We start from the raw sequence: 18,564 nt of genomic DNA on the forward strand, positions 1-18,564 counted from the left end.
TTTAAAAATCAGGAAAATACAGATTCGTCATTCAGTTGGCGGCTGGATCGCAGCAAGGCTGCCACATCGACAATCAGGGCAACGCCGCCGTCACCCAGAATAGTAGCACCGGAAATACCGGCGACCTTCCGATAGTTGGATTCCAGGTTCTTGACAACGATTTGCTGTTGTCCGATCAAGTCATCCACGAAAAGTGCCGCCTTCTTTCCATCTGACTCCAAAATGACCACCAATCCTTGCGAGGGGTCAGTAAAGGAAGGTTCGATGTTGAAAATCTGATACAGCGGGATCAGTGGCAGATATTCGCCGCGCACGCGCAGCACCTGGCCCTGACCGGAAATTTCCTTGATATCTTGCGGCAAAGGCTGCAAAGATTCAACCACATATCCAAGCGGCAATATGTAGACTTCTTCACCTATGCGGATCGACATGCCATCCAGGATCGCCAGCGTCAGCGGCAGCGAGATCGAAATGGTGGTGCCGAAACCCTTGCTGGAGCGGATATCGACCGCCCCGCCCATGGCCAGGATGTTGCGCTTGACCACGTCCATGCCCACGCCACGGCCCGAGACATCGGTGACCTGCTCGGCGGTGGAGAAACCCGGCTCGAAGATCAGTTGCCAGACATCGGCGTCAGACAGGTTGTCGGTCACCGGCATCCCCTGCTGCTTGGCCTTGGCCAGGATCTTGTCGCGGTTCAGGCCGCCACCGTCGTCGGTGACTTCGATGATGATATTGCCGCCCTGGTGCTCGGCCGACAGTGACAGCACCCCGGCTTCGCCCTTGCCGGCCGCACACCGGGCTTCCGGCAATTCGATGCCGTGGTCGATGCTGTTGCGCACCAGGTGGGTCAACGGATCGACGATGCGCTCGATCAAGCCCTTGTCCAGCTCGGTGGCTGCGCCATGGGTGACGAACTCGACCTGCTTGCCCAGCTTGTGGGCCAGGTCGCGCACCATGCGCGGGAAGCGCGAGAAGACATAATCCATGGGCATCATGCGGATCGACATCACCGACTCCTGCAGATCCCGGGTATTGCGGCTCAATTGGCTCACGCTATTGAGCAGGTGTTCGTGGTGCATCGGGTCGAGCTTGCCCACGCGCTGCTCGATCATGGCCTGGGTAATGACCAGCTCGCCCACCAGGTTGATCAGTTGGTCGACCTTCTCGATGCTCACGCGAATGGAAGACGACTCCTGGGCCAGTCCGGCACCACCCTTGGCCGCCTTCTTTTCGGCCGAGGCATGTTCGCCATGCAAATGGGCATCGTCGTGATGCGCATTGCCGTTGCCATTGCCTGTGGCATGAGCCGCGCCGTCGGCATCGGCCTTCTTCGGGCTGATGTCCAGCGGCACGAAGGGGGCGAAGAAGCCGTAGCCCTGCTCGCGCTCCTTGTCTTCGATAGCGGTGTGATTGTCGAAGAAACCGTAGCCCTGGGTGCGTTCGCGCTCTTCCTGGGTCACGAAATTGTCGAAGAAGCCGTAGCCGCGCTCTTCATCGCTGCCCTGAGCGGCTTCGACCGCTTGTGAAATCTTCAGATCGGCCACATTGACGATGAAGGCGCAAATGGCGACCACGTCATCGATCGGTTCGGCCGTATCCAGGATGAATACCCAGCGCCCCTCGGGCGACTTGGATTTTTCCAGCTTGCCCAGCATGGACAATTCATCGGCCAGGGCGTCGGCATCCTTGTCGGCGATGACGGGCATGTCCAGCCGGTAGCGGCGCACGCCACCAGGTCCGACCACGGCCGCGACCGGGGCAGCCGCCGCCTTGGGTGCGGCGGCACTGGAACTCTTGCCCTGCGACAGGGCTTCGAGCAACATGCGCACCTGAGCCACCGCTTCCTGGTCCACCTCGGCGCCATGCTTGTGGCCGTCGAGCATGGACTTGAGCACATCCTTGGCGGCCAGGAAGGCGTCCACGTGCTCCGAAGTCAGGGCCATCTGGCCCTGGCGAATGCGGTCCAGCAGCGACTCCAGCACGTGCGTGACTTCGGCGATATCGGTCAGGCCGAAGGTGGATGAACCACCCTTGATCGAATGTGCGGCGCGAAACACCGCATTGAGGTCTTCCGGATCGGGAGACTCCACATTGACGGCCAACAACAGCTTTTCCATTTCCGCGAGCCCTTCCTCGGCCTCGTCGAAAAAGACCTGGAAAAACTGGCTCATATCAATGCTCATGCCTGGGCTCCATGCTGGATGCAGTACGTGTATTCTTATTATTCCGGCAAGATCAGCCGATTACCTTGCGCACCACCTCGGTCAGGCGTTGCGGATCAAACGGCTTGACCAGCCAGCCATTGGCGCCGGCTGCCTTGCCCTTGGCCTTCATCTCGTCGCTGAACTCGGTGGTCAGCATCAGGATGGGCACGCGGGCGTAGCTGGTCAGCTCGCGCAGCGAGCGGATCAGGGTCAGGCCGTCCATGCGCGGCATGTTCTGGTCGGTCAGCACCAGGTCGAAGGTATGCGTCTTGGCCTTTTCCAGCGCGTCCACCCCATCGACCGCCTCGGTCACGTTGTAACCCGCAGCTTTCAGACTGAATACCACCATCTGACGCAGTGACCCGGAATCATCTACTGCGAGAATCGTTTTGGACATCGTTACTCCCTGTTTCTTCAATAAGGCTCATGCGCGTATGCATTATGCCGCACCATTGGTCTCCGACCTAACGGCCAGTCTGACCGGAATGACCTAGTTCAATCTTGTACCACTCTGCCAGCCACCGACTAGAACAACTCGATATCGCCGCTTTCCATGCGGGTCTGGCGTACTGCCTTCCACAGCCCCGAATCGAGCACTGTCAAGCGTTCTTCCATGGCCTGCACGGTGCTGGCCAGCAGTTCCTTCAACTCTTCATCGGTCTGGCCCTGCTCGGGTACGATCTCGAAGCTGTTGGCACTCAATACGCCCAGCGCTTCACGCAGGCCGATCACGCGGCGCACGATACGCTCCAGCAACTGACTGGTCATGTCCTGGAACTGCAGGCCGGTCACGGCTGCATTGACGTAGTGGCTGACCTGGCCCTGGGTGGCCTTGAGCTGCTCGATGCTCTCGCCGTCGAACTGGCTATTGCCGTTCATCAGCCCCTCCAGGATGCTCTGCTGGAGCTGCACCGAACGATGCAGTTCCATGAAGCTGGTCCCCAGCTTGCCAATGGCTTCACCCAGCAGGATGTTGGTCTGGACCAGGTCCGACTCCACTTCCGTCAATTGGCGGCTGCCGCCGCTGGCAGTATCGAGCAACAAACGCTTGAGCTCCTGCAGCATGGTCTTGGTCGGCATATCCAGCTCTCTTCCCCTGTTCAGTTGAACACTTCTGCTTCATCACCACATCGACGTCAAACTCGACGCCCCCGCTCAATTCTTGGCCGGCGCGCCCAGCCCCTGCTGGACGTCATCGTCGCTGGCATCGGTGGGCACATTGAGCGACCCACTATCCTTTTCCACCATCTCTTCGGCCTTCTTGTTCATGACGATGATGCTGATGCGACGATTGATCGGGTTGAAGGGGTCTTCCTTGTCCAGCAACACCGCCGAAGACAGGCCCACCACCCGCAACACCTTGGATTCATCCATGCCGCCGGCGATCAGTTCGCGCCGCGAGGCATTGGCGCGGTCAGCCGACAATTCCCAGTTGCTGTAGCCCTTCTCGCCCTGCGAATAAGGCGTGGCATCGGTGTGGCCGGACAGGCTGATCTTGTTGGGCACGTCATTCAAGGTACGACCGATCTCATGCAGGATTTCCTTGGTATAGGGCTGCAACTGGGCGCTGGCCAGGGCGAACATGGGACGGTTCTTTTCGTCCACGATCTGGATGCGCAAGCCTTCGGTAGTGATGTCAATCAAGAGCTGGTTCTTGAACTGCTTCAAGGTCGGGTTGGAGTCGATGGCCTTTTCCAGGCGCGTCTTCAATTCTTCCAGCCGGGTGCGTTCGGCGCGTTCCAGTTCCTGCTGTGCCTGCTTCAGACTCTGCTTGCGCGAGACGATATCGTTCTCGCCCTTGCGCAACTGCCCATCCTGACGGGTCAAGTCCTTGCCGCCCCCGGGCAGCACGGTATTGGCGTCACCGCTGCCGGAGCCGCCGGCCATGGCGACCTTCAGCGGCGTCTTGAAGTACTCGGCAATGCCGTTCAAGTCACCCTTGGCGGTCGAACCCAGCAGCCACATCAGCAGGAAGAACGCCATCATCGCCGTGACGAAGTCGGCGTAGGCGATCTTCCAGGCACCGCCGTGGTGACCGCCGCCGCCCTTCTTGATGCGCTTAACGATTATGGGACGTAGCCCTTCGTCGGCCATGCCTGTACTCCTGCCTCAATACTGATGTCTATGTAAATCAATGTAAGTCTGGCCTGCCCCGGCGGGATGACTTGCTTACTTTCTTCGCTGCTTAAGTTGCTTAACGTCTTACTTGCTCTTGGCCTGCTTGACGTGTTCTTCCAGTTCGAGGAAGGTCGGACGTTCCGTCGAGAACAGGACCTTGCGGCCGAATTCGATCGACAGCGCCGGTGCATAGCCATTCAAGCTGGCCAGCAGGGTCACCTTCACGCATTGGTAGATCTTGGTCGACTCGTGCAGCTTCTGTTCCAGCAAGCTCGAGAGCGGCCCCACGAAGCCGTAGGCCAGCAGAATACCGAGGAAGGTACCGACCAGCGCGTGGGCGATCAGCATACCCAGTTCGGAAGGCGGAATACCCACCGATTCCATGGTGTGCACCACCCCCATCACCGCGGCCACGATACCGAAGGCCGGCATACCGTCACCCAGCTTGGCGATGCAATGCACCGGAATTTCGCCTTCGTGGTGATGGGTCTCGATTTCGTTGTCCATCAGGTTTTCGATCTGGAACGCATCCATGTTGCCCGACACCATCAGACGCAGGTAGTCGGTCATGAATTCGATCAGGTGATGGTCCGCCAGCACGCCCGGATACTTGCTGAAGATGGGGCTGCTCTCGGGTTCTTCGATATCCCCTTCAATGGACATCAAACCCTCTTTACGAGACTTGGTCAGAATCTCGAAGAGCAGCGCCATCAATTCCATGTACAGCGCCTTGGTATAGGCCGAACCCTTGAAGACGGTCGGCAATGCCTTCAAGGTGGCCTTGATCGCCTTGCCGTTGTTACCAACCAGGAAAGCGCCGCCGGCGGCACCGCCGATCATGAGCAGTTCAATTGGCTGGAACAGCGCTCCCAGGTGCCCCCCCGCCATGGCGAAGCCGCCGAAGACGGATGCCATGACCACGATATATCCAATGATGACTAACAAGTGCCTACTCCCGTCCCTGTGGCGTTGAGTGTATTTTCACGTTCATCAGGTTACAGGTATTCCAATCAAGCAAATGAGGGAATACATATCCGAAAAACGTCCTTCCTTTTTGATTTACGGCGCAATCGCCACAAACTTGATACGTCGCGTCTCGCAGCTCACATGCGCCATCCATGCAGGACCGGTCCGCCACCCGGTGCGTCGATCACGACATCAGGCGTCGTACCCGGAATATGAAACTCATAGCTCAAAAGCAGCGTGCCCGGCTTCATCTCGGCGCGCGCCTTGTGCCACAGCGCCACCATGGCTGCCGGCGAGAGGTAGGCAAAGACCACGTCGTAGTCACCAAAATCGAGCAACAGATAATCGCCCCGCACAAAGCGGCAGCGATTACCCGCCAGCGCAGCCCGCAGGCGACTGACCAGCCACGGCAAGGGCGCGATCTCGATGCCGGTGAACTCGCTCTCGGGACGGCGTCGCGACAGGTCCAGCACGGCGCCGCCCAGGCCACTGCCAATGTCCATGAAGCGGATCGCCCGATCCTGCGGCAACAAAGCCGCCACGGCATCCCAGGCACGCTGGCCGGAGGGATAAAACGGCACCTGGCTGCGAAAGGTGGACCAGAACAGCACCAGCATGAACAAAAACACCACCAGGAACACCCACGGCGGCAGGTGCAGGCTGCCCACGGCCAGCGCCGCCACCGGGAACACCAGCAGGATCAGCCACCACCACACGGCCATGCCACGCAGGCGCGCCAACAGCGCGGCCAACACACCGTGCAGCAGCGACGTCTGGAGGGGGGATAAAGGAGAAAGACCGGCGCGCTGCAACAGCACATCGATCACATTGGCAGCCACCAGGCCCAGCACGAACAACAACAGGGCCTGGATGGCCGGTGCCTGCAACAGTGGTCTGCGGCGCGCACCGGCCTGGTTCTGATCTTCGGACATCGCGGCAATCGGCCTTATTCTTGTGGTTGACCTACCTGGCCCATTCCCGCATCAATGCATCACTGCACCAGCACCCGCTCGGGATGGCTCAAGCCACCGCCGCCAGCACCGGCACCTCGGCCAGGGGCGCTGCCACTGCCAGCGGCATGGCGGCCTCGACCAGACCCATGACCACGGCATCCTTGGCCTTCTTGGTCTTGCCGGCACGCGAAGGCATGTGGCACAGGCCACACAGGTAATCTTGGTGCAGATCCAGGCGATGCACCACGAAATGCCCGCCGCACTTGCAGCAGGGCGTGGTCATGAGCATCTTGCTTTCGAAGAAGCGCACCAGGGTCCAGGCACGGGTGAGCGAGAGCACCGGCTCGCCCGAGTCGGTGTAGCCAACCTGCTCCAGATAGAGCTTGTAGGCCTTCATGACGGCTTCGATACCGCTGATGCGGGCATATTCCACCAGATAGCGGTGGATGTTGATGAACAACGACGAATGGATGTTGGGCTGCCAGGTAATGAACCAGTCGGTCGAGAACGGCAACATGCCCTTGGGCGGAGACACGCCCTTCAATTCCTTGTACAGCTTCAGCAGGCGCTCGCGCGACAGCGAAGTTTCTGATTCCAACAACTGGAGGCGTGCCCCCAGGTTAATCAATTCAATGGCCAACTGAATTTCCTGCGCTTCTGTGACGACGCTCTTCTTAGCCATGTTGCTACCCCCCGGTGATTTCGTAGTAAAACTGCCTGACCTAGGCCCGTGCGCCCCAGGCGGACGGACAATCAATGCAGGCTGGATCAAGACACAAACTGTTTAACTTCCTGGAACATCTCCCCTCCCGCACGTGAACATCCCCTGTACGCGCAGGCCCTGCTCTGTCTTGTTGTTTTACGAAATTTGCTCGCTGGGCTGACAAGCCATCAGAATGGCCGCATGAGACTGGGCCAGGCTTTTATCCTTGTTGTAGTTGGTCAGCATCCCGAGGATGGCGCTATCGTCAAAGCGAAAGCGCGTCAACATCATGTTGGTCGCCGCCAGCTTCATGATCTGGGCATTGGACAGCCCTTCGATCAAATCGGCGATCTCGGCGCTGATGCCCAGCCGGAAGATCGCAGTCGGCTTGTCCGAACGGATCATCTGCTGCGCCAGCATGAGATAGCTCAGGTTGGCATCGCGGATCTCCGCCATCATGTCGTTGGTATTCATTTACACCCCACCTCGGTAAATACTTCCCCTGCTCAAAGCGGCACGACGCGGCGTCGGGCTGCTTACAATCGCTTACATTTACTTGACTGCAAGCTAATTCTGAGGGGGGGCGGACAGGCGGGAAATTAGACTTGATCGGTATTTTTCGTCCGACACCGGCCCGTCCGACATGTAGGCGTTAGTCCTACACAAGCACGAAATCATCGGGTGGTTTTTCAGTCAGGAGAGGGAACAGGCAGTTTGCTTGCGACTTTCGGGGCCAATCAGGAATTTCCTGATCAAAAGCTTTCTTGCCTGAAATGACTCAATAAAATTGTATTTTTAGCAATTAAATAAATTGTAAATTTTCGATGTTTACGCGCTGCTTGTTGCTGGTGGGCGACTAGCTCATCCGCATTTTTACCTCTTCACCGAACCTCCACTGTAGTTTCCTTACGCTTTGCTACTGAGAAAACTTGCAGAGTTTTACACGCCTTGATGTTTTTTGCGCAACGCCGTCAGCGCGCAAAAAACAGGCGTATCGAGAATTACTGCTATTTTAGGCCCCCACGGCACAGCTCAAAACGCAAAACAAGCCCGACATTTACCTTTATTCAATTGCTCAGCAGCAAACGGAGCCATTGCAACGGAGCTGTCAGGGGGGCGCTCTGCCCTCCCTTGGCTTGATCTCACAGCTGCGCCAGTGCCTGTTCGATATCAGCGATCAAATCCTCGGGTGACTCCAGGCCGATATTGAAGCGTACCAACTGGCCCTCACGCTGCCACTGGCGACGCATCCCGCGCATCCGGTAAGGCACGCACAGGCTATGCGCGCCACCCCAGCTATAGCCGATCTTGAACAGGCGCAGGCTGTCCACGAAGCGGTCGGTCTGCTGTTCACCGTAGCGCGGGTCGAAGATCACCGAGAACAGGCCGCCCGCCCCGGTGAAGTCGCGCTTCCAATTCTCATGGCCGGGGCAATCCTCGAAGGCCGGATGCAGCACCGCCACGATTTCGGGGCGCTGCTTGAGCCAGGCCGCCACCTTGCGCGCAGCCGCATCATGCGCCTGGAAGCGCAGGCGCATCGAGGACAGGCTGCGCAGCACCAGATAGACGTCATCCATGCCCACCCCAAAACCCAGGCGCATATGGGCCAGTTCCAGCTTTTCATTGAGCGCCTGGTCGCGCACGATGACCGCCCCCATCAACACGTCCGAGCCGCCGGACTGATACTTGGTGACGGCTTGCATGACGATGTCCACGCCGTGGTCAAAGGCTTTGAAGGCCAGCCCGGCAGCCCAGGTATTGTCGATGGCCACCAGCACGCCACGCGCATGGGCGGCACGGCACAGGGCCGGGATGTCCGGCACTTCCATGGAGACCGAGCCGGGCGCTTCGGTCCAGATCAGCCGCGTATTGGGCTGGATCAGCTCAGCCAGCCCCGCGCCTATCATGGGGTCGTAGAAGCGCGCAGTGATCTGGAAATCGCGCTCCAGCCACTGTCCCAGATCCTTGCTGGGGCCGTAGACGTTATCGGGCAGCAGCACGTCGTCGCCACTCTTCAAGAAAGCGAAGTTGACCATGGCAATGGCAGCCAGGCCACTGGGGGTGACGCGACAATGGCTGCCGCCCTCGATCTCGGCCAGCCGCGCTTCCAGCACGAAGCTGGTGGGGGTGCCGTGCAAGCCGTAGGTATAGCCCAGCTTTTCGCGCCAGTCACGCGAGCGCATGGCGGCCACGTTGGGGAACAGCACGGTAGAGGCATGATGGATACCCACCGGGAAGGCTTCGAAGCCTTCCGGGGCACGGTAGCTGCTATGGATCAGCGCGGTCTGGGGATCAAGCGGAGGGAGCGATGCGGAGGATGGAGCGGGGAAATCGTTGGAATCTGACACGGATCTGCCTCAAGAAACGATGGCGCACCTCGGGATGGGGGCGCAAAAGCTTCACTATACGCGCAGCGTGCTCACATCGAAAGCGACAGCCGCCCGTGCAGACGGGCAGTGCAGCTGGATCAGCGCAGACGGACAGAACAAAACTTCATATGGCCGCTAGCCGCCGCCCCAGGCGGCTCAGGGCAGTTGCAAGGCAAACGGCTTGCTGATGGCGCCATCGGCGCTGGACCAGGTACCGACGATGGACTGGCCCTGGCGATGCCCTTCCCACTGGCCGGAGACATCCTTGCCATTGATCGACTCTTCCATGATGAGGTCATCCCCATCCACTTCGCCGGCCACCAGGATCTCGGGCGAGCCGCCGAAGAAGAAGTAGCGTCCTTCCAGGCCATCCTCGTTCTTCTTGGGCGCCAGCGAGAGCTGGATGTCGCGCCCGTCGATCTGGCCGCGCAGCACCAGGGTGTGCGTCATCAGGGTCTGCTGCAGCGAACCTGGCGGGGCATTGGCGGCCGGACCGGAGGACGCTGCCTGAGCCGGACTCCAGGCAACCGCAGTGCACAGCACCAAGGCTGCGGCCAGCAGGCCGCGTCGCATCATCGGCCCAGCCATCACTCGGCCGCGCCCCACAGGTCGTGGGCATCGGCGGCGCTGATGCGCACGTCGACGAACTGCCCCACTTCCAACTTGCGATGCGGTTCGAAAGGCGGCTTCACATAGACCACGCCATCGATCTCGGGCGCATCCGAATAGGTGCGACCGGTGCCGCCGTTGCGGTCGACTTCATCGATCAACACGCGCAAGGTCTTGCCGACCTTGGCTTGCAGGCGCTTCTTGGAGATCTCTTCCTGCAACTGCATCACGCGGCCACGACGTTCTTCGCGTACCTCTTCTGGCACTGGATTGGCGATCTCGTTAGCGGTCGCGCCTTCCACCGGGGAATAGGCGAAGCAGCCCAGGCGGTCGATCTCGGCCTCCTTGAGGAAATCCAGCAGGTATTCGAACTCAGCCTCGGTCTCGCCGGGGAAACCGGCGATGAAGGTCGAGCGTATCGTCAGGTCCGGGCACATGGCGCGCCAGGCCTGGATGCGCTCGATGTTCTTCTCGCCATTGGCCGGACGCTTCATGCGCTTGAGCACGTCCGGGTGGGCGTGCTGCAGCGGCACGTCCAGGTAAGGGAGGATCTTGCCTTCGGCCATCAGCGGGATGATCTGGTCCACATGCGGATACGGATAGACATAGTGCAGGCGCACCCAGGCGCCGTACTGCTGGGCCAGCTCACCCAGCGCGCCCACCAGTTGGGTCATGTGGGTCTTGAGCGGCTTGCCGTTCCAGAAGCCGGTACGGAACTTCACATCCACGCCATAGGCGCTGGTGTCCTGGGAAATCACCAGCAATTCCTTCACTCCGGCCTTGAACAGATTCTCGGCTTCCAGCATGACATCGGCGATGGGGCGCGAAACCAGGTCGCCGCGCATGGAGGGGATGATGCAGAAGCTGCAGCGATGGTTGCAGCCTTCCGAAATCTTCAGATAGGCAAAATGCTTGGGGGTGAGCTTCACCCCTTGCGGCGGCACCAGGTCGATGAAGGGAGCATGGGGCTTGGGCAGGTGCTTGTGCACCGCCTGCATGACCTCGCCCACGGCGTGCGGGCCGGTCACTTCCAAGACCTTGGGATGGATCTTCTGGATGATGTCTTCGCCCTCGGCATCCTTCTTGGCACCCAGGCAGCCGGTGACAATCACCTTGCCGTTTTCATTCAGGGCTTCGCCGATGGCATCCAGCGACTCCTGCACGGCGGCGTCGATGAAACCGCAGGTATTGACGATCACCAGGTCGGCGCCGTCATAGGACTTGGCGGTATCGTAGCCTTCGGCGCGCAGCTGGGTCAGGATCTGTTCGGAATCGACCAGTGCCTTGGGGCAGCCGAGGGAAACGAAACCGACCTTGGGCAGGGCCGGGCTGGCGGGAGTAGATGGGTTGGACATGGCAGAAGGCTCAGTGAGACGGGCCGAAAACGGCCGAAAATACGGGAAAAAGCGAAAAATGCTTTAAAAATCAGGGCGCTATTGTACATCGTCCGCTCGCTTTCACCGGTTTTTACCGGTTTTCGCCCCCGCCGACGCCAGCAACTGCGCCACCAATGCAAAACGGCCCACACGGGGCCGTTGCATTGGGAGACGACGGATTACTTCTTCTGGTCCGGCGGATTGCCCTGGGCACCGAAGGGGAAGGTGCCGAACATATTCTTGGTCTGGCTTTGCATCTGCTCCTGCATCTGGATGAACAGATTCTTGCTCTGCTCAATGTAGTTGCTCATCATGCCCTGCATCATCGGCCCTTGCACGTTCATGAACTGGGTCCACATCTCGGGGCTGAAGGGCTTGCCTTCGTAGAAGCCCTTGGAATTCTCGGCCAGCTTGTTCTGGATGTCGATGAAGGTCTGGATGTTCTTTTCCAGGTAATTGCCCATCATGCCCTGCATGGCATGACCGTAGTAGCGGATGATCTGCGAGAGCGCGCCGCTGGAGAACATGGGCACGCCATGCGACTCTTCTTCCAGGATGATCTGCAGCAGGATGCTGCGGGTCAGGTCGTCGCCGCTCTTGGCATCGACCACGGTGAATTCCTCATTGTCCAGCACCAGTTGCTTCACATCGGTGAGCGTAATGTAGGAACTGGTCTGGGTATCGTAAAGACGGCGGTTGGGATATTTCTTGATCAAGCGATCTGCCGAATTTTTTGCAGTAGTCATCTGAAGTCCAGTCTCTCTCATTTCAGCCGTTTTGCCGGCCTTGGTTTGCAGCGATTGCGGGCGACTTGGATGCAGTCCTGCCGCGCGGGCGTCCGGGGCATGGCTTGCCCTCTCTTTGCTTCTTCTCTCTTCTACTGTGTGCGGCCTGCATTTTGCAGGGCAACAACGCAAGCCATTATAGGGGGGAAGACCTGCAAAAGGGGAGCTCTATCGTGCATGGCTGACAAAATCTCAGCCTGTGACACACGTAAAAACGGCCACGCTTGCGGCACTGCCGCGTGCGTGGCCGCGTGCTGCAGCATCAGCCCATGTACAGGCCGCCGTTGAGGGAGAAGTCCGAACCGGTAGCGTAGCCACCTTCAGCCGAAGCGATCCAGGCCACGATGGAGGCGATTTCCTCCGGCTCGCCAAGACGCTTGACGGGGATGCCCGAGACGATCTTTTCCAGTACTTCCGGCCGGATCGCGCGCACCATGTCGGTCCCGATATAACCCGGCGAGACGGTATTGACGGTCACGCCCTTGGTCGCCACTTCCTGCGCCAGCGCCATGGTGAAGCCATGGATGCCGGCCTTGGCGGTGGAGTAGTTGGTCTGGCCGAACTGGCCCTTCTGGCCGTTGACCGAGGAGATGTTGATGATGCGACCGAAACCGCGCTCGCACATGCCCTCGATGACCTGCTTGGTGACGTTGAAGAGCGAATTGAGGTTGGTGTCGATCACCGCGTCCCAGTCGGCCTTGCTCATCTTGCGGAACTGACCATCGCGGGTGATGCCGGCATTGTTGACCAGCACGTCCACTTCACCGATCTCGGCACGTACCTTTTCGAAGGCGGCCTTGGTGGATTCCCAGTCCGAGACATTGCCTTCGGATGCGTGGATGTCGTAGCCGTGGGCGCGCATGGCCGCCAGCCAGGTATCCTTGCGGGTGGAATTGGGGCCGCAACCGGCCACGACCGTGTAGCCGTCCTTGCACAGACGGGTGCAGATGGCGGTGCCGATGCCGCCCATACCACCGGTCACATATGCGATACGCTTGCTCATTTTTGTTGCCTCCTATAGGGATGGTGATTTATCGGGGTAGCCCTGCTCCCCCTGTTTCGCGTCTGCTTTGCGCCGCATTGGTGGACGCCCCGTCTGCACAGGGTCGTCCTTTATCTTGTCAGGCCTGGCCGCGCCGCGGATGCGCTGCCGGCCGTCTCTCCCTGTCGGCGGGCCCGCCTGGGGTCACCGCCCTCTTTTCATCACTGCCGCCGGCTTCTATCTCGACGATGGCCGGCTGGCTGATCATTTGTGCCGACCTACTGGTCGACCTTGACCTTCACATAGCGTCCGGGCGCAGCTTCGATATGCTTGTAGCGCGTCGAGCCGGCCGTCTTGGGTGCGGCCACCTTGCGCCCGCCATGCTTGGCCAGGAAGGCCGCCCACTCGCCCCACCAGCTGCCGGGGTGTTCGGTGGCACCGGCCAACCAGGTATCGGCATCGCTGCCGACCTTGGCCTTGTCGTTGAGCCAGTAGTTACGTTTGTTCTTGGACGCCGGATTGATCACGCCGGCAATATGACCCGAGGCACCCAGCACGAAGCGGTTGTTGCTGCGCTTGCCGGTGTTGATCAAGCCCAGCGAGGCATAGGCCGACTTCCAGGGCACGATGTGGTCATCGCGCGAAGCATAGATGAAGGCCGGCGCGCTGATCTTGCGCAGGTCGATCTTCTCTCCGCCCACGCTCAGGCGACCGGGCTCCTTGAGCGCATTTTCCAGGTACATGTGCCGCAGGTAGTAGCAGAACATCGGCCCCGGCAGGTTGGTGCTGTCGGCGTTCCAGTACAGCAAATCGAAGGCGCTGGGTTTCTCGCCCTTGAGGTAATTCGATTCGACGTAGTTCCACAGCAGATCGTTGGGACGCAGGCTGGAGAAGGCGCTGGCGAAATCGCGCCCGGCCATCAGGCCGCGCTGGCCGATCATCTGCTCGCGCAGTGCCAGTTGCATCTCATCGATATAGACGTCGATGGCGCCGGTGTCGGAAAAATCGAGGAAGGTGGTCAACAGCGTCAGGCTGGCCACTGGATCCTCGCCACGCGCCGCCAGCAGCGCCAGCGCGCAGGAGAGGATGGTGCCGCCCACGCAGAAGCCCAGCGCATTGATCTGCGGCTGCTTGCTGATTTCCTGAACGATGTGAATGCAACGCACCACGGCGTCGTCCACGTAGTTGTCCCAGGTCGCGGTCTCCACTGTCGCATCGGCATTGCGCCAGGAAATGAGGAACACCGTATGGCCCTGCTCGACCGTATAGCGCACCAGCGAATTGTGCGGCTGCAGGTCGAGGATGTAGAACTTGTTGATGCACGGCGGCACGATCAACAGCGGCACGGCGTGCACGGTCTTGGTCAGCGGCTTGTACTGGATCAGCTGGAACAACTCGGTCTCGAAGATCACCGAGCCTTCGCTGGCGCCGACATCGCGCCCCACTTCGAAAGCCGTTTCATCGGTCTGCGAGATGTGGCCCTTCTGCACGTCGGCCAGCAATTGCGCAATGCCCTGGGTGAGACTTTCGCCGCGGGTCTCCAGGATCTTTTGCTGGGCCACCGGATTGGTGGCCAGGAAGTTGGCAGGCGACATCGCATCGATCATCTGCTGCACTGCAAAACGCAACTTGTGACGCACCTTCTCGGTCCCCTTGACCGCATCGGCCAGCGCCAGCAGGAAGCGCGAATTCAATTGGTAAGCGGCGGCCTGGAATGCGAAGTAAGGATGTTCCTGCCAGGCCGGAGCCGACAGGCGGCGGTCGGTGATAGCCGGGGTCTTGGCCGCCAGCATCGACTGCCACAGTTCGCCGAACTCGCGGGTATAGTCCTGCTGCAGGCGGACCAGGTCGGCAGGCTCGAGGGTGGCGCCCATCTCGCCCAACTGCTTGACCAGCAGCGCCGGATCGATCTGCCCGGCCCCCGGCGGCAGGCCACCAGGAAAACCCTGCGCACCCGGCATCTGCCCCATCCCTGCCAGGTTGGGCATGGGCGGCAAATGCGACTTGATCTGGTCGAACTGGGATTGGAATTGCGACTGCAGCGAAGTCCAGAATTTCGGATCGGACATCTGTGCCAGCCACGCGGATACATCGGGAGAGGGTTGCTGCGGATTCTGCTTGTTCATGCTCGGATCGGCAATTTTCGCGTATCTTTACGGTTTGTCTCGAAGCGCAATTTCACCATGGTCATCGTCGCTATCGCATGGCTCTACGTCGTCTTCATGATGTCAATCACCGAACAATCAGTGATCGCTGGCGTCGCTACTTTCCTGCTGTACGGGATAATTCCCCTGACCATCGTTTTATACCTGATGGGTACGCCGCAACGCAAGCGGAATCGTCAAAAGATGAAGAAATCGTCAGCTATCCATCCGCAAGAGCGGGACGATGACAGTTCGATGAAATGCGAGTCTCACGCCCAAGGAAAGGCGCCACCCACACCAACGGAGTAAGCCCCGGATACGGTCGGCACGACGAAAAAACTTAGAAAATGCAAAAAGCCGGCACATCTTTGATGAAGCGACAAGCCTTTAACAGCGCTACTTTTCGCAGTGCAGCATCGATCACGACGACCTACAAAAACTCAGGAAACTCTGTTCAGCGACGCGCCACGCGTCGCAAGGCGATACGCCGGTAGCGGGGTTTCAGTACAGCAAGCATATCGCGCAACACAGCTGATCCGCGCCACGGTGGCGAGACATAGGCCATACGTAACTTCAGGCTACCACTGTCACGTAACTCACAATCAAGCATGGCGATCATGCTGCCATCGAGCCAGGCATAGACGTGGATTTCATTGCCCTGTCGTTGCTTGGGTCCTTCGATCTGCCAGCCATAGGGGTGACGGTAGGCGCTCCTCATCGCCCCACTCCGAACAGATCGACGATATGCCAGGCAAGGTGCAAGCCCAGCAGCAGCAAGCCGATGAAGAAACAGCGCCGGAAGGTGGCAGCCCGCACCAGGCCACGCACACGGGTGCCGATGGCCATGCCCAGCAGGGCCGGCACCAGTACCACCAGCGACGCCCAGCCTACGCCCCCGCTGAAGGCTCCACCCTGCCCCAGGTTGACCGCCAGCGCCAGGGTGGACACCGTGAAGGACAGGCCCAGGGCCTGGATCAATTGGTCACGCGGCAAGCCCAGCGCCTGCAGGTAAGGCACAGCCGGAATGACGAACACGCCCGTGGCTGCCGTCACCAGCCCGGTGAAGAGCCCGATCACGGGCGACCACCAGACCTCCTGCCCGGGTCGCACTGTCGGCGTCCAGGCGGCCAGCCCGGCAATGGCGTACAGCATCAGCGCCAGCCCCAGAACGACGATGGCCCGGCGACCACCATCGGCGCCCATGAACCCGGCCCCGGCCAGGGTGCCGATGAGGATGCCGGCCAGCATGGTCCACAGGCGCCGTGCCAACGCCAGGAAGGCGCCGCCGGTGGCCAGTTGCCAGCCATTGGTGACCATCGATGGCACAATCAGCAGCGCTGCAGCCTGCACCGGCGACATCACCAGGCTCAACAAGCCCACCGCCACCGTGGGCAAGCCCAGGCCGATGACGCCCTTGACGAAGCCGGCCAGCAGAAACACCGCCAGGCTCACGAGCAAGACGGTGGCATTCATATCGACAAAGGCAAGCAGGCTGGGCATGGCAGAAGAGAAATGACGCTGACAAAGCTGGTGGTATTGAGGTTTCCCAGTCTGCCAGTGTGCGCGTCGTCTGGAAATGTGGAATACACTTAGCCAGCCTTCGGCCTGGACGAAGGCTGAAAATGGCTTGCAGCGTTTTTTCTTCCCTTCTGTCGTGCTTTTCCTGTTTTTTCCTGGCCAACGATGAGCAACCGTTTCGAACTCTCCGACCTGCGCCTGTTCCTGCACATCGTCGAAAGCGGCAGCATCACTGCCGGTGCCCAACGGGCTCACATGGCGCTGGCCTCGGCCAGTGCGCGCATCCGCAACATGGAAGATGCCCTGGGCACGGCCCTGCTGGAGCGCGGTCGGCGCGGCGTGCAGAGCACTGATGCCGGGCGTGCGCTGGCGCATCATGCGCGCATGGTGGCGCAGCAGATGGAACAAATGCGAGATGAACTGGGCCAGTATGCACGCGGGCTCAAGGGCCATATCCGACTGCTGTGCAATACCTCCGCCATGACCGAATTCCTGCCGGAAGTGCTGGCGCGCTTCCTGGCGCAACACCCGTACACCGACATCGAACTGGAAGAAAAACTGAGCTATGAAGTGGTGCAGGCGGTGGTCGATGGCGTGGCCGACATCGGCATCATCGCCGACTCCACCGACAGCGGCCCGTTGCAGACCTACCCATTCCGCCAGGACCACCTGGTGGCGGTGCTGTCTAGGAAGCACCCGCTGGCGCGCCGCAAATCACTGACCTTCAGTGAATTGCTGGGCGAGGATTTTGTCGGCCTGTCCGGCGACAGCGCCCTGCAACAGCACCTCTCGGGCCACGCCACGCGGGCCGGCAAGCGGCTGCAATACCGGGTGCGGCTGCGCAGCTTCGACGGCATCTGCCGCATGGTGGAACACCAGGTCGGCATCGCGGTGATGCCCGAGACCGCCGCTCTGGCCGGCGCAGCCCGCATGGATATCCGCGCCATCCCGCTCTCCGATGGCTGGAGCCGACGCCAATTGCTGATCTGCGTGCGCGGACTGGAAGGCCTGCCGGGCCCTACGCGTGAACTGATACTGGCATTACAGCGTCACGCTTGACGCGCCACGCCTGCAGCACAGGATCACTTCAGCCAAATCAGCGATCCCATGCGTCCGGTCGTGCGGTCGCGCCGGTAGGAATAGAAGCGCGTATCGGCGACGGTACAGAGTCCGCCGCCGCTGACATCGCGCACCTCGACCATTGCCAGCCGCTGGCGCGCCAGTCGGTAGATATCGGCCAGGTACTTGCCGGGACGCCCAGGATAGGGGCGGAAAGCGGCATCAGCCTGGGCCTGCTGCGCGAGGAAGGTTTCCCGCACTTCGGCGCCGACCTCGAAATTGTCCGCTCCGATGGCCGCCCCCAGCCAGGCCATGATCTGGTCCGCACCGCGCGCGCGCATGGCCGCCACAGTCTGCTCCAGAACACCTGCGGCCAGTCCTCGCCAGCCGGCATGGGCCGCCCCGACCACGGTCCCGGCATGGTCGCAGAACAGTACCGGCAAGCAATCGGCGGTCATCATCACGCAGACGGCACCAGGCGTGCTGCTGATGCAGGCATCAGCGCAGGCATCGTCCGGCAGCGCGGCCGCGTCCAGCACATTCACGCCATGCACCTGGGTCAACCAGGCCGGCTCGGCAGGCAGCAGGCGGCGCAGCAAGGCGCGGTTGCGTGCTACCAGGGCGGGATCATCCTCGACATGCGTCCCCAGGTTCAGGCCGCCGCCACCCTGCCCGTCATCATACGGGGCAGGACTGTATCCACCAGCACGCAGCGTAGTCAGCGCGCCGATGTTGGCTGGCGCAGCCCAGTCGGGGATCAGCAGTTCCATGGATA

General features: G+C 60.5%; 19 protein-coding genes. 2 read left to right on the forward strand and 17 right to left on the reverse strand.

From position 1 onward, the window contains the following. Positions 1 to 8 precede the first annotated feature (8 nt). The 14 genes from cheA to phaC all read right to left on the reverse strand — a co-directional run bounded on the left by cheA (position 9) and on the right by phaC (position 15,194). A complete protein-coding gene (gene cheA, locus RC54_RS15880) occupies positions 9 to 2,186 on the reverse strand; it encodes a chemotaxis protein CheA (RefSeq protein WP_061788952.1) in 2,178 nt (725 codons plus the stop codon). A gap of 52 nt (positions 2,187 to 2,238) precedes the next feature. Then, positions 2,239 to 2,604, reverse strand: coding sequence for a response regulator (locus RC54_RS15885; RefSeq protein ID WP_006463269.1), 366 nt, complete (start codon positions 2,602 to 2,604; stop codon positions 2,239 to 2,241). 128 nt (positions 2,605 to 2,732) lie between these two features. Then, complete coding sequence (locus RC54_RS15890) at positions 2,733 to 3,287, reverse strand: hypothetical protein (protein ID WP_058896057.1); 555 nt, start codon at positions 3,285 to 3,287, stop codon at positions 2,733 to 2,735. Between the two features lie 75 nt (positions 3,288 to 3,362). Further along, on the reverse strand, positions 3,363 to 4,301 hold the full coding sequence (motB, locus tag RC54_RS15895) for a flagellar motor protein MotB (RefSeq protein ID WP_058896058.1): 939 nt from the start codon (positions 4,299 to 4,301) through the stop codon (positions 3,363 to 3,365). A gap of 108 nt (positions 4,302 to 4,409) precedes the next feature. Further along, the gene (motA, locus tag RC54_RS15900; RefSeq protein ID WP_017451776.1) at positions 4,410 to 5,270 is read right to left on the reverse strand and encodes a flagellar motor stator protein MotA; all 861 of its coding nucleotides are present in this window, start codon (positions 5,268 to 5,270) and stop codon (positions 4,410 to 4,412) included. A 158-nt stretch (positions 5,271 to 5,428) separates the two neighbouring features. Continuing rightward, positions 5,429 to 6,223, reverse strand: coding sequence for a class I SAM-dependent methyltransferase (locus RC54_RS15905; RefSeq protein ID WP_058896059.1), 795 nt, complete (start codon positions 6,221 to 6,223; stop codon positions 5,429 to 5,431). Positions 6,224 to 6,311: 88 nt separating this feature from the next. Next, positions 6,312 to 6,926 (reverse strand): flagellar transcriptional regulator FlhC, encoded by a 615-nt coding sequence (gene flhC, locus RC54_RS15910; RefSeq protein ID WP_044529746.1) that lies wholly within the window; start codon positions 6,924 to 6,926, stop codon positions 6,312 to 6,314. A gap of 177 nt (positions 6,927 to 7,103) precedes the next feature. Beyond that, positions 7,104 to 7,421, reverse strand: coding sequence for a flagellar transcriptional regulator FlhD (gene flhD, locus RC54_RS15915; protein ID WP_058896060.1), 318 nt, complete (start codon positions 7,419 to 7,421; stop codon positions 7,104 to 7,106). A 668-nt stretch (positions 7,422 to 8,089) separates the two neighbouring features. Further along, the gene (locus tag RC54_RS15920; protein WP_058896061.1) at positions 8,090 to 9,295 is read right to left on the reverse strand and encodes a cystathionine beta-lyase; all 1,206 of its coding nucleotides are present in this window, start codon (positions 9,293 to 9,295) and stop codon (positions 8,090 to 8,092) included. A 177-nt stretch (positions 9,296 to 9,472) separates the two neighbouring features. Continuing rightward, complete coding sequence (locus tag RC54_RS15925) at positions 9,473 to 9,904, reverse strand: hypothetical protein (RefSeq protein WP_058896062.1); 432 nt, start codon at positions 9,902 to 9,904, stop codon at positions 9,473 to 9,475. Further along, positions 9,904 to 11,280, reverse strand: coding sequence for a 30S ribosomal protein S12 methylthiotransferase RimO (rimO, locus tag RC54_RS15930; protein WP_058896063.1), 1,377 nt, complete (start codon positions 11,278 to 11,280; stop codon positions 9,904 to 9,906). Before rimO ends, RC54_RS15925 begins: the two co-directional genes overlap by 1 nt. Before the next feature lie 200 nt (positions 11,281 to 11,480). Then, positions 11,481 to 12,047 (reverse strand): polyhydroxyalkanoate synthesis repressor PhaR, encoded by a 567-nt coding sequence (phaR, locus tag RC54_RS15935; RefSeq protein ID WP_017451769.1) that lies wholly within the window; start codon positions 12,045 to 12,047, stop codon positions 11,481 to 11,483. A 301-nt stretch (positions 12,048 to 12,348) separates the two neighbouring features. Next, entirely contained in the window at positions 12,349 to 13,089 is a 741-nt protein-coding gene (locus RC54_RS15940) for a 3-ketoacyl-ACP reductase (RefSeq protein WP_058896064.1), read from the reverse strand. Positions 13,090 to 13,346: 257 nt separating this feature from the next. After that, entirely contained in the window at positions 13,347 to 15,194 is a 1,848-nt protein-coding gene (phaC, locus tag RC54_RS15945; protein WP_061788953.1) for a class I poly(R)-hydroxyalkanoic acid synthase, read from the reverse strand. A 57-nt stretch (positions 15,195 to 15,251) separates the two neighbouring features. On the opposite strand from phaC, the gene RC54_RS15950 reads away from it, so the two are divergent. Next, entirely contained in the window at positions 15,252 to 15,521 is a 270-nt protein-coding gene (locus RC54_RS15950; protein ID WP_058896066.1) for a hypothetical protein, read from the forward strand. A 145-nt stretch (positions 15,522 to 15,666) separates the two neighbouring features. Here the strand turns inward: RC54_RS15950 and RC54_RS15955 are convergent, their stop codons facing one another. Together RC54_RS15955 and RC54_RS15960 are read right to left on the reverse strand one after the other, a co-directional pair. Then, positions 15,667 to 15,930, reverse strand: a complete 264-nt coding sequence (locus tag RC54_RS15955; protein ID WP_017451765.1) for a hypothetical protein — start codon at positions 15,928 to 15,930, stop codon at positions 15,667 to 15,669. Then, positions 15,927 to 16,712 carry a sulfite exporter TauE/SafE family protein gene (locus RC54_RS15960; RefSeq protein ID WP_044529741.1) on the reverse strand — a complete coding sequence of 262 codons (786 nt, stop codon included), beginning with the start codon at positions 16,710 to 16,712 and terminating at the stop codon, positions 15,927 to 15,929. The genes RC54_RS15955 and RC54_RS15960 overlap by 4 nt, the downstream gene beginning before the upstream one ends. 183 nt (positions 16,713 to 16,895) lie before the next feature. On the opposite strand from RC54_RS15960, the gene RC54_RS15965 reads away from it, so the two are divergent. Continuing rightward, positions 16,896 to 17,789, forward strand: a complete 894-nt coding sequence (locus RC54_RS15965; protein WP_058896067.1) for a LysR substrate-binding domain-containing protein — start codon at positions 16,896 to 16,898, stop codon at positions 17,787 to 17,789. A 23-nt stretch (positions 17,790 to 17,812) separates the two neighbouring features. On the opposite strand, the gene pgeF is transcribed toward RC54_RS15965, so the two are convergent. Beyond that, entirely contained in the window at positions 17,813 to 18,559 is a 747-nt protein-coding gene (pgeF, locus tag RC54_RS15970; protein ID WP_061788954.1) for a peptidoglycan editing factor PgeF, read from the reverse strand. Positions 18,560 to 18,564: the final 5 nt, after the last annotated feature.

It is taken from the genome of Herbaspirillum rubrisubalbicans (genome assembly GCF_003719195.1).
Lineage (GTDB): Bacteria > Pseudomonadota > Gammaproteobacteria > Burkholderiales > Burkholderiaceae_D > Herbaspirillum > Herbaspirillum rubrisubalbicans.

What these genes read in the sequence shown, in the direction of transcription:
- rimO (WP_058896063.1), bottom strand. Translation starts at nt 11,280, where the DNA reads ATGTCCAACCCATCTACTCCCGCCAGCCCGGCCCTGCCCAAGGTCGGT.
- cheA (WP_061788952.1), bottom strand. Translation starts at nt 2,186, where the DNA reads ATGAGCATTGATATGAGCCAGTTTTTCCAGGTCTTTTTCGACGAGGCC.
- phaR (WP_017451769.1), bottom strand. Translation starts at nt 12,047, where the DNA reads ATGACTACTGCAAAAAATTCGGCAGATCGCTTGATCAAGAAATATCCC.
- flhC (WP_044529746.1), bottom strand. Translation starts at nt 6,926, where the DNA reads ATGGCTAAGAAGAGCGTCGTCACAGAAGCGCAGGAAATTCAGTTGGCC.
- pgeF (WP_061788954.1), bottom strand. Translation starts at nt 18,559, where the DNA reads ATGGAACTGCTGATCCCCGACTGGGCTGCGCCAGCCAACATCGGCGCG.
- RC54_RS15905 (WP_058896059.1), bottom strand. Translation starts at nt 6,223, where the DNA reads ATGTCCGAAGATCAGAACCAGGCCGGTGCGCGCCGCAGACCACTGTTG.
- RC54_RS15885 (WP_006463269.1), bottom strand. Translation starts at nt 2,604, where the DNA reads ATGTCCAAAACGATTCTCGCAGTAGATGATTCCGGGTCACTGCGTCAG.
- RC54_RS15925 (WP_058896062.1), bottom strand. Translation starts at nt 9,904, where the DNA reads ATGGCTGGGCCGATGATGCGACGCGGCCTGCTGGCCGCAGCCTTGGTG.
- RC54_RS15940 (WP_058896064.1), bottom strand. Translation starts at nt 13,089, where the DNA reads ATGAGCAAGCGTATCGCATATGTGACCGGTGGTATGGGCGGCATCGGC.
- RC54_RS15955 (WP_017451765.1), bottom strand. Translation starts at nt 15,930, where the DNA reads ATGAGGAGCGCCTACCGTCACCCCTATGGCTGGCAGATCGAAGGACCC.
- motB (WP_058896058.1), bottom strand. Translation starts at nt 4,301, where the DNA reads ATGGCCGACGAAGGGCTACGTCCCATAATCGTTAAGCGCATCAAGAAG.
- flhD (WP_058896060.1), bottom strand. Translation starts at nt 7,421, where the DNA reads ATGAATACCAACGACATGATGGCGGAGATCCGCGATGCCAACCTGAGC.
- RC54_RS15950 (WP_058896066.1), top strand. Translation starts at nt 15,252, where the DNA reads ATGGTCATCGTCGCTATCGCATGGCTCTACGTCGTCTTCATGATGTCA.
- RC54_RS15965 (WP_058896067.1), top strand. Translation starts at nt 16,896, where the DNA reads ATGAGCAACCGTTTCGAACTCTCCGACCTGCGCCTGTTCCTGCACATC.
- phaC (WP_061788953.1), bottom strand. Translation starts at nt 15,194, where the DNA reads ATGAACAAGCAGAATCCGCAGCAACCCTCTCCCGATGTATCCGCGTGG.
- RC54_RS15960 (WP_044529741.1), bottom strand. Translation starts at nt 16,712, where the DNA reads ATGCCCAGCCTGCTTGCCTTTGTCGATATGAATGCCACCGTCTTGCTC.
- RC54_RS15890 (WP_058896057.1), bottom strand. Translation starts at nt 3,287, where the DNA reads ATGCCGACCAAGACCATGCTGCAGGAGCTCAAGCGTTTGTTGCTCGAT.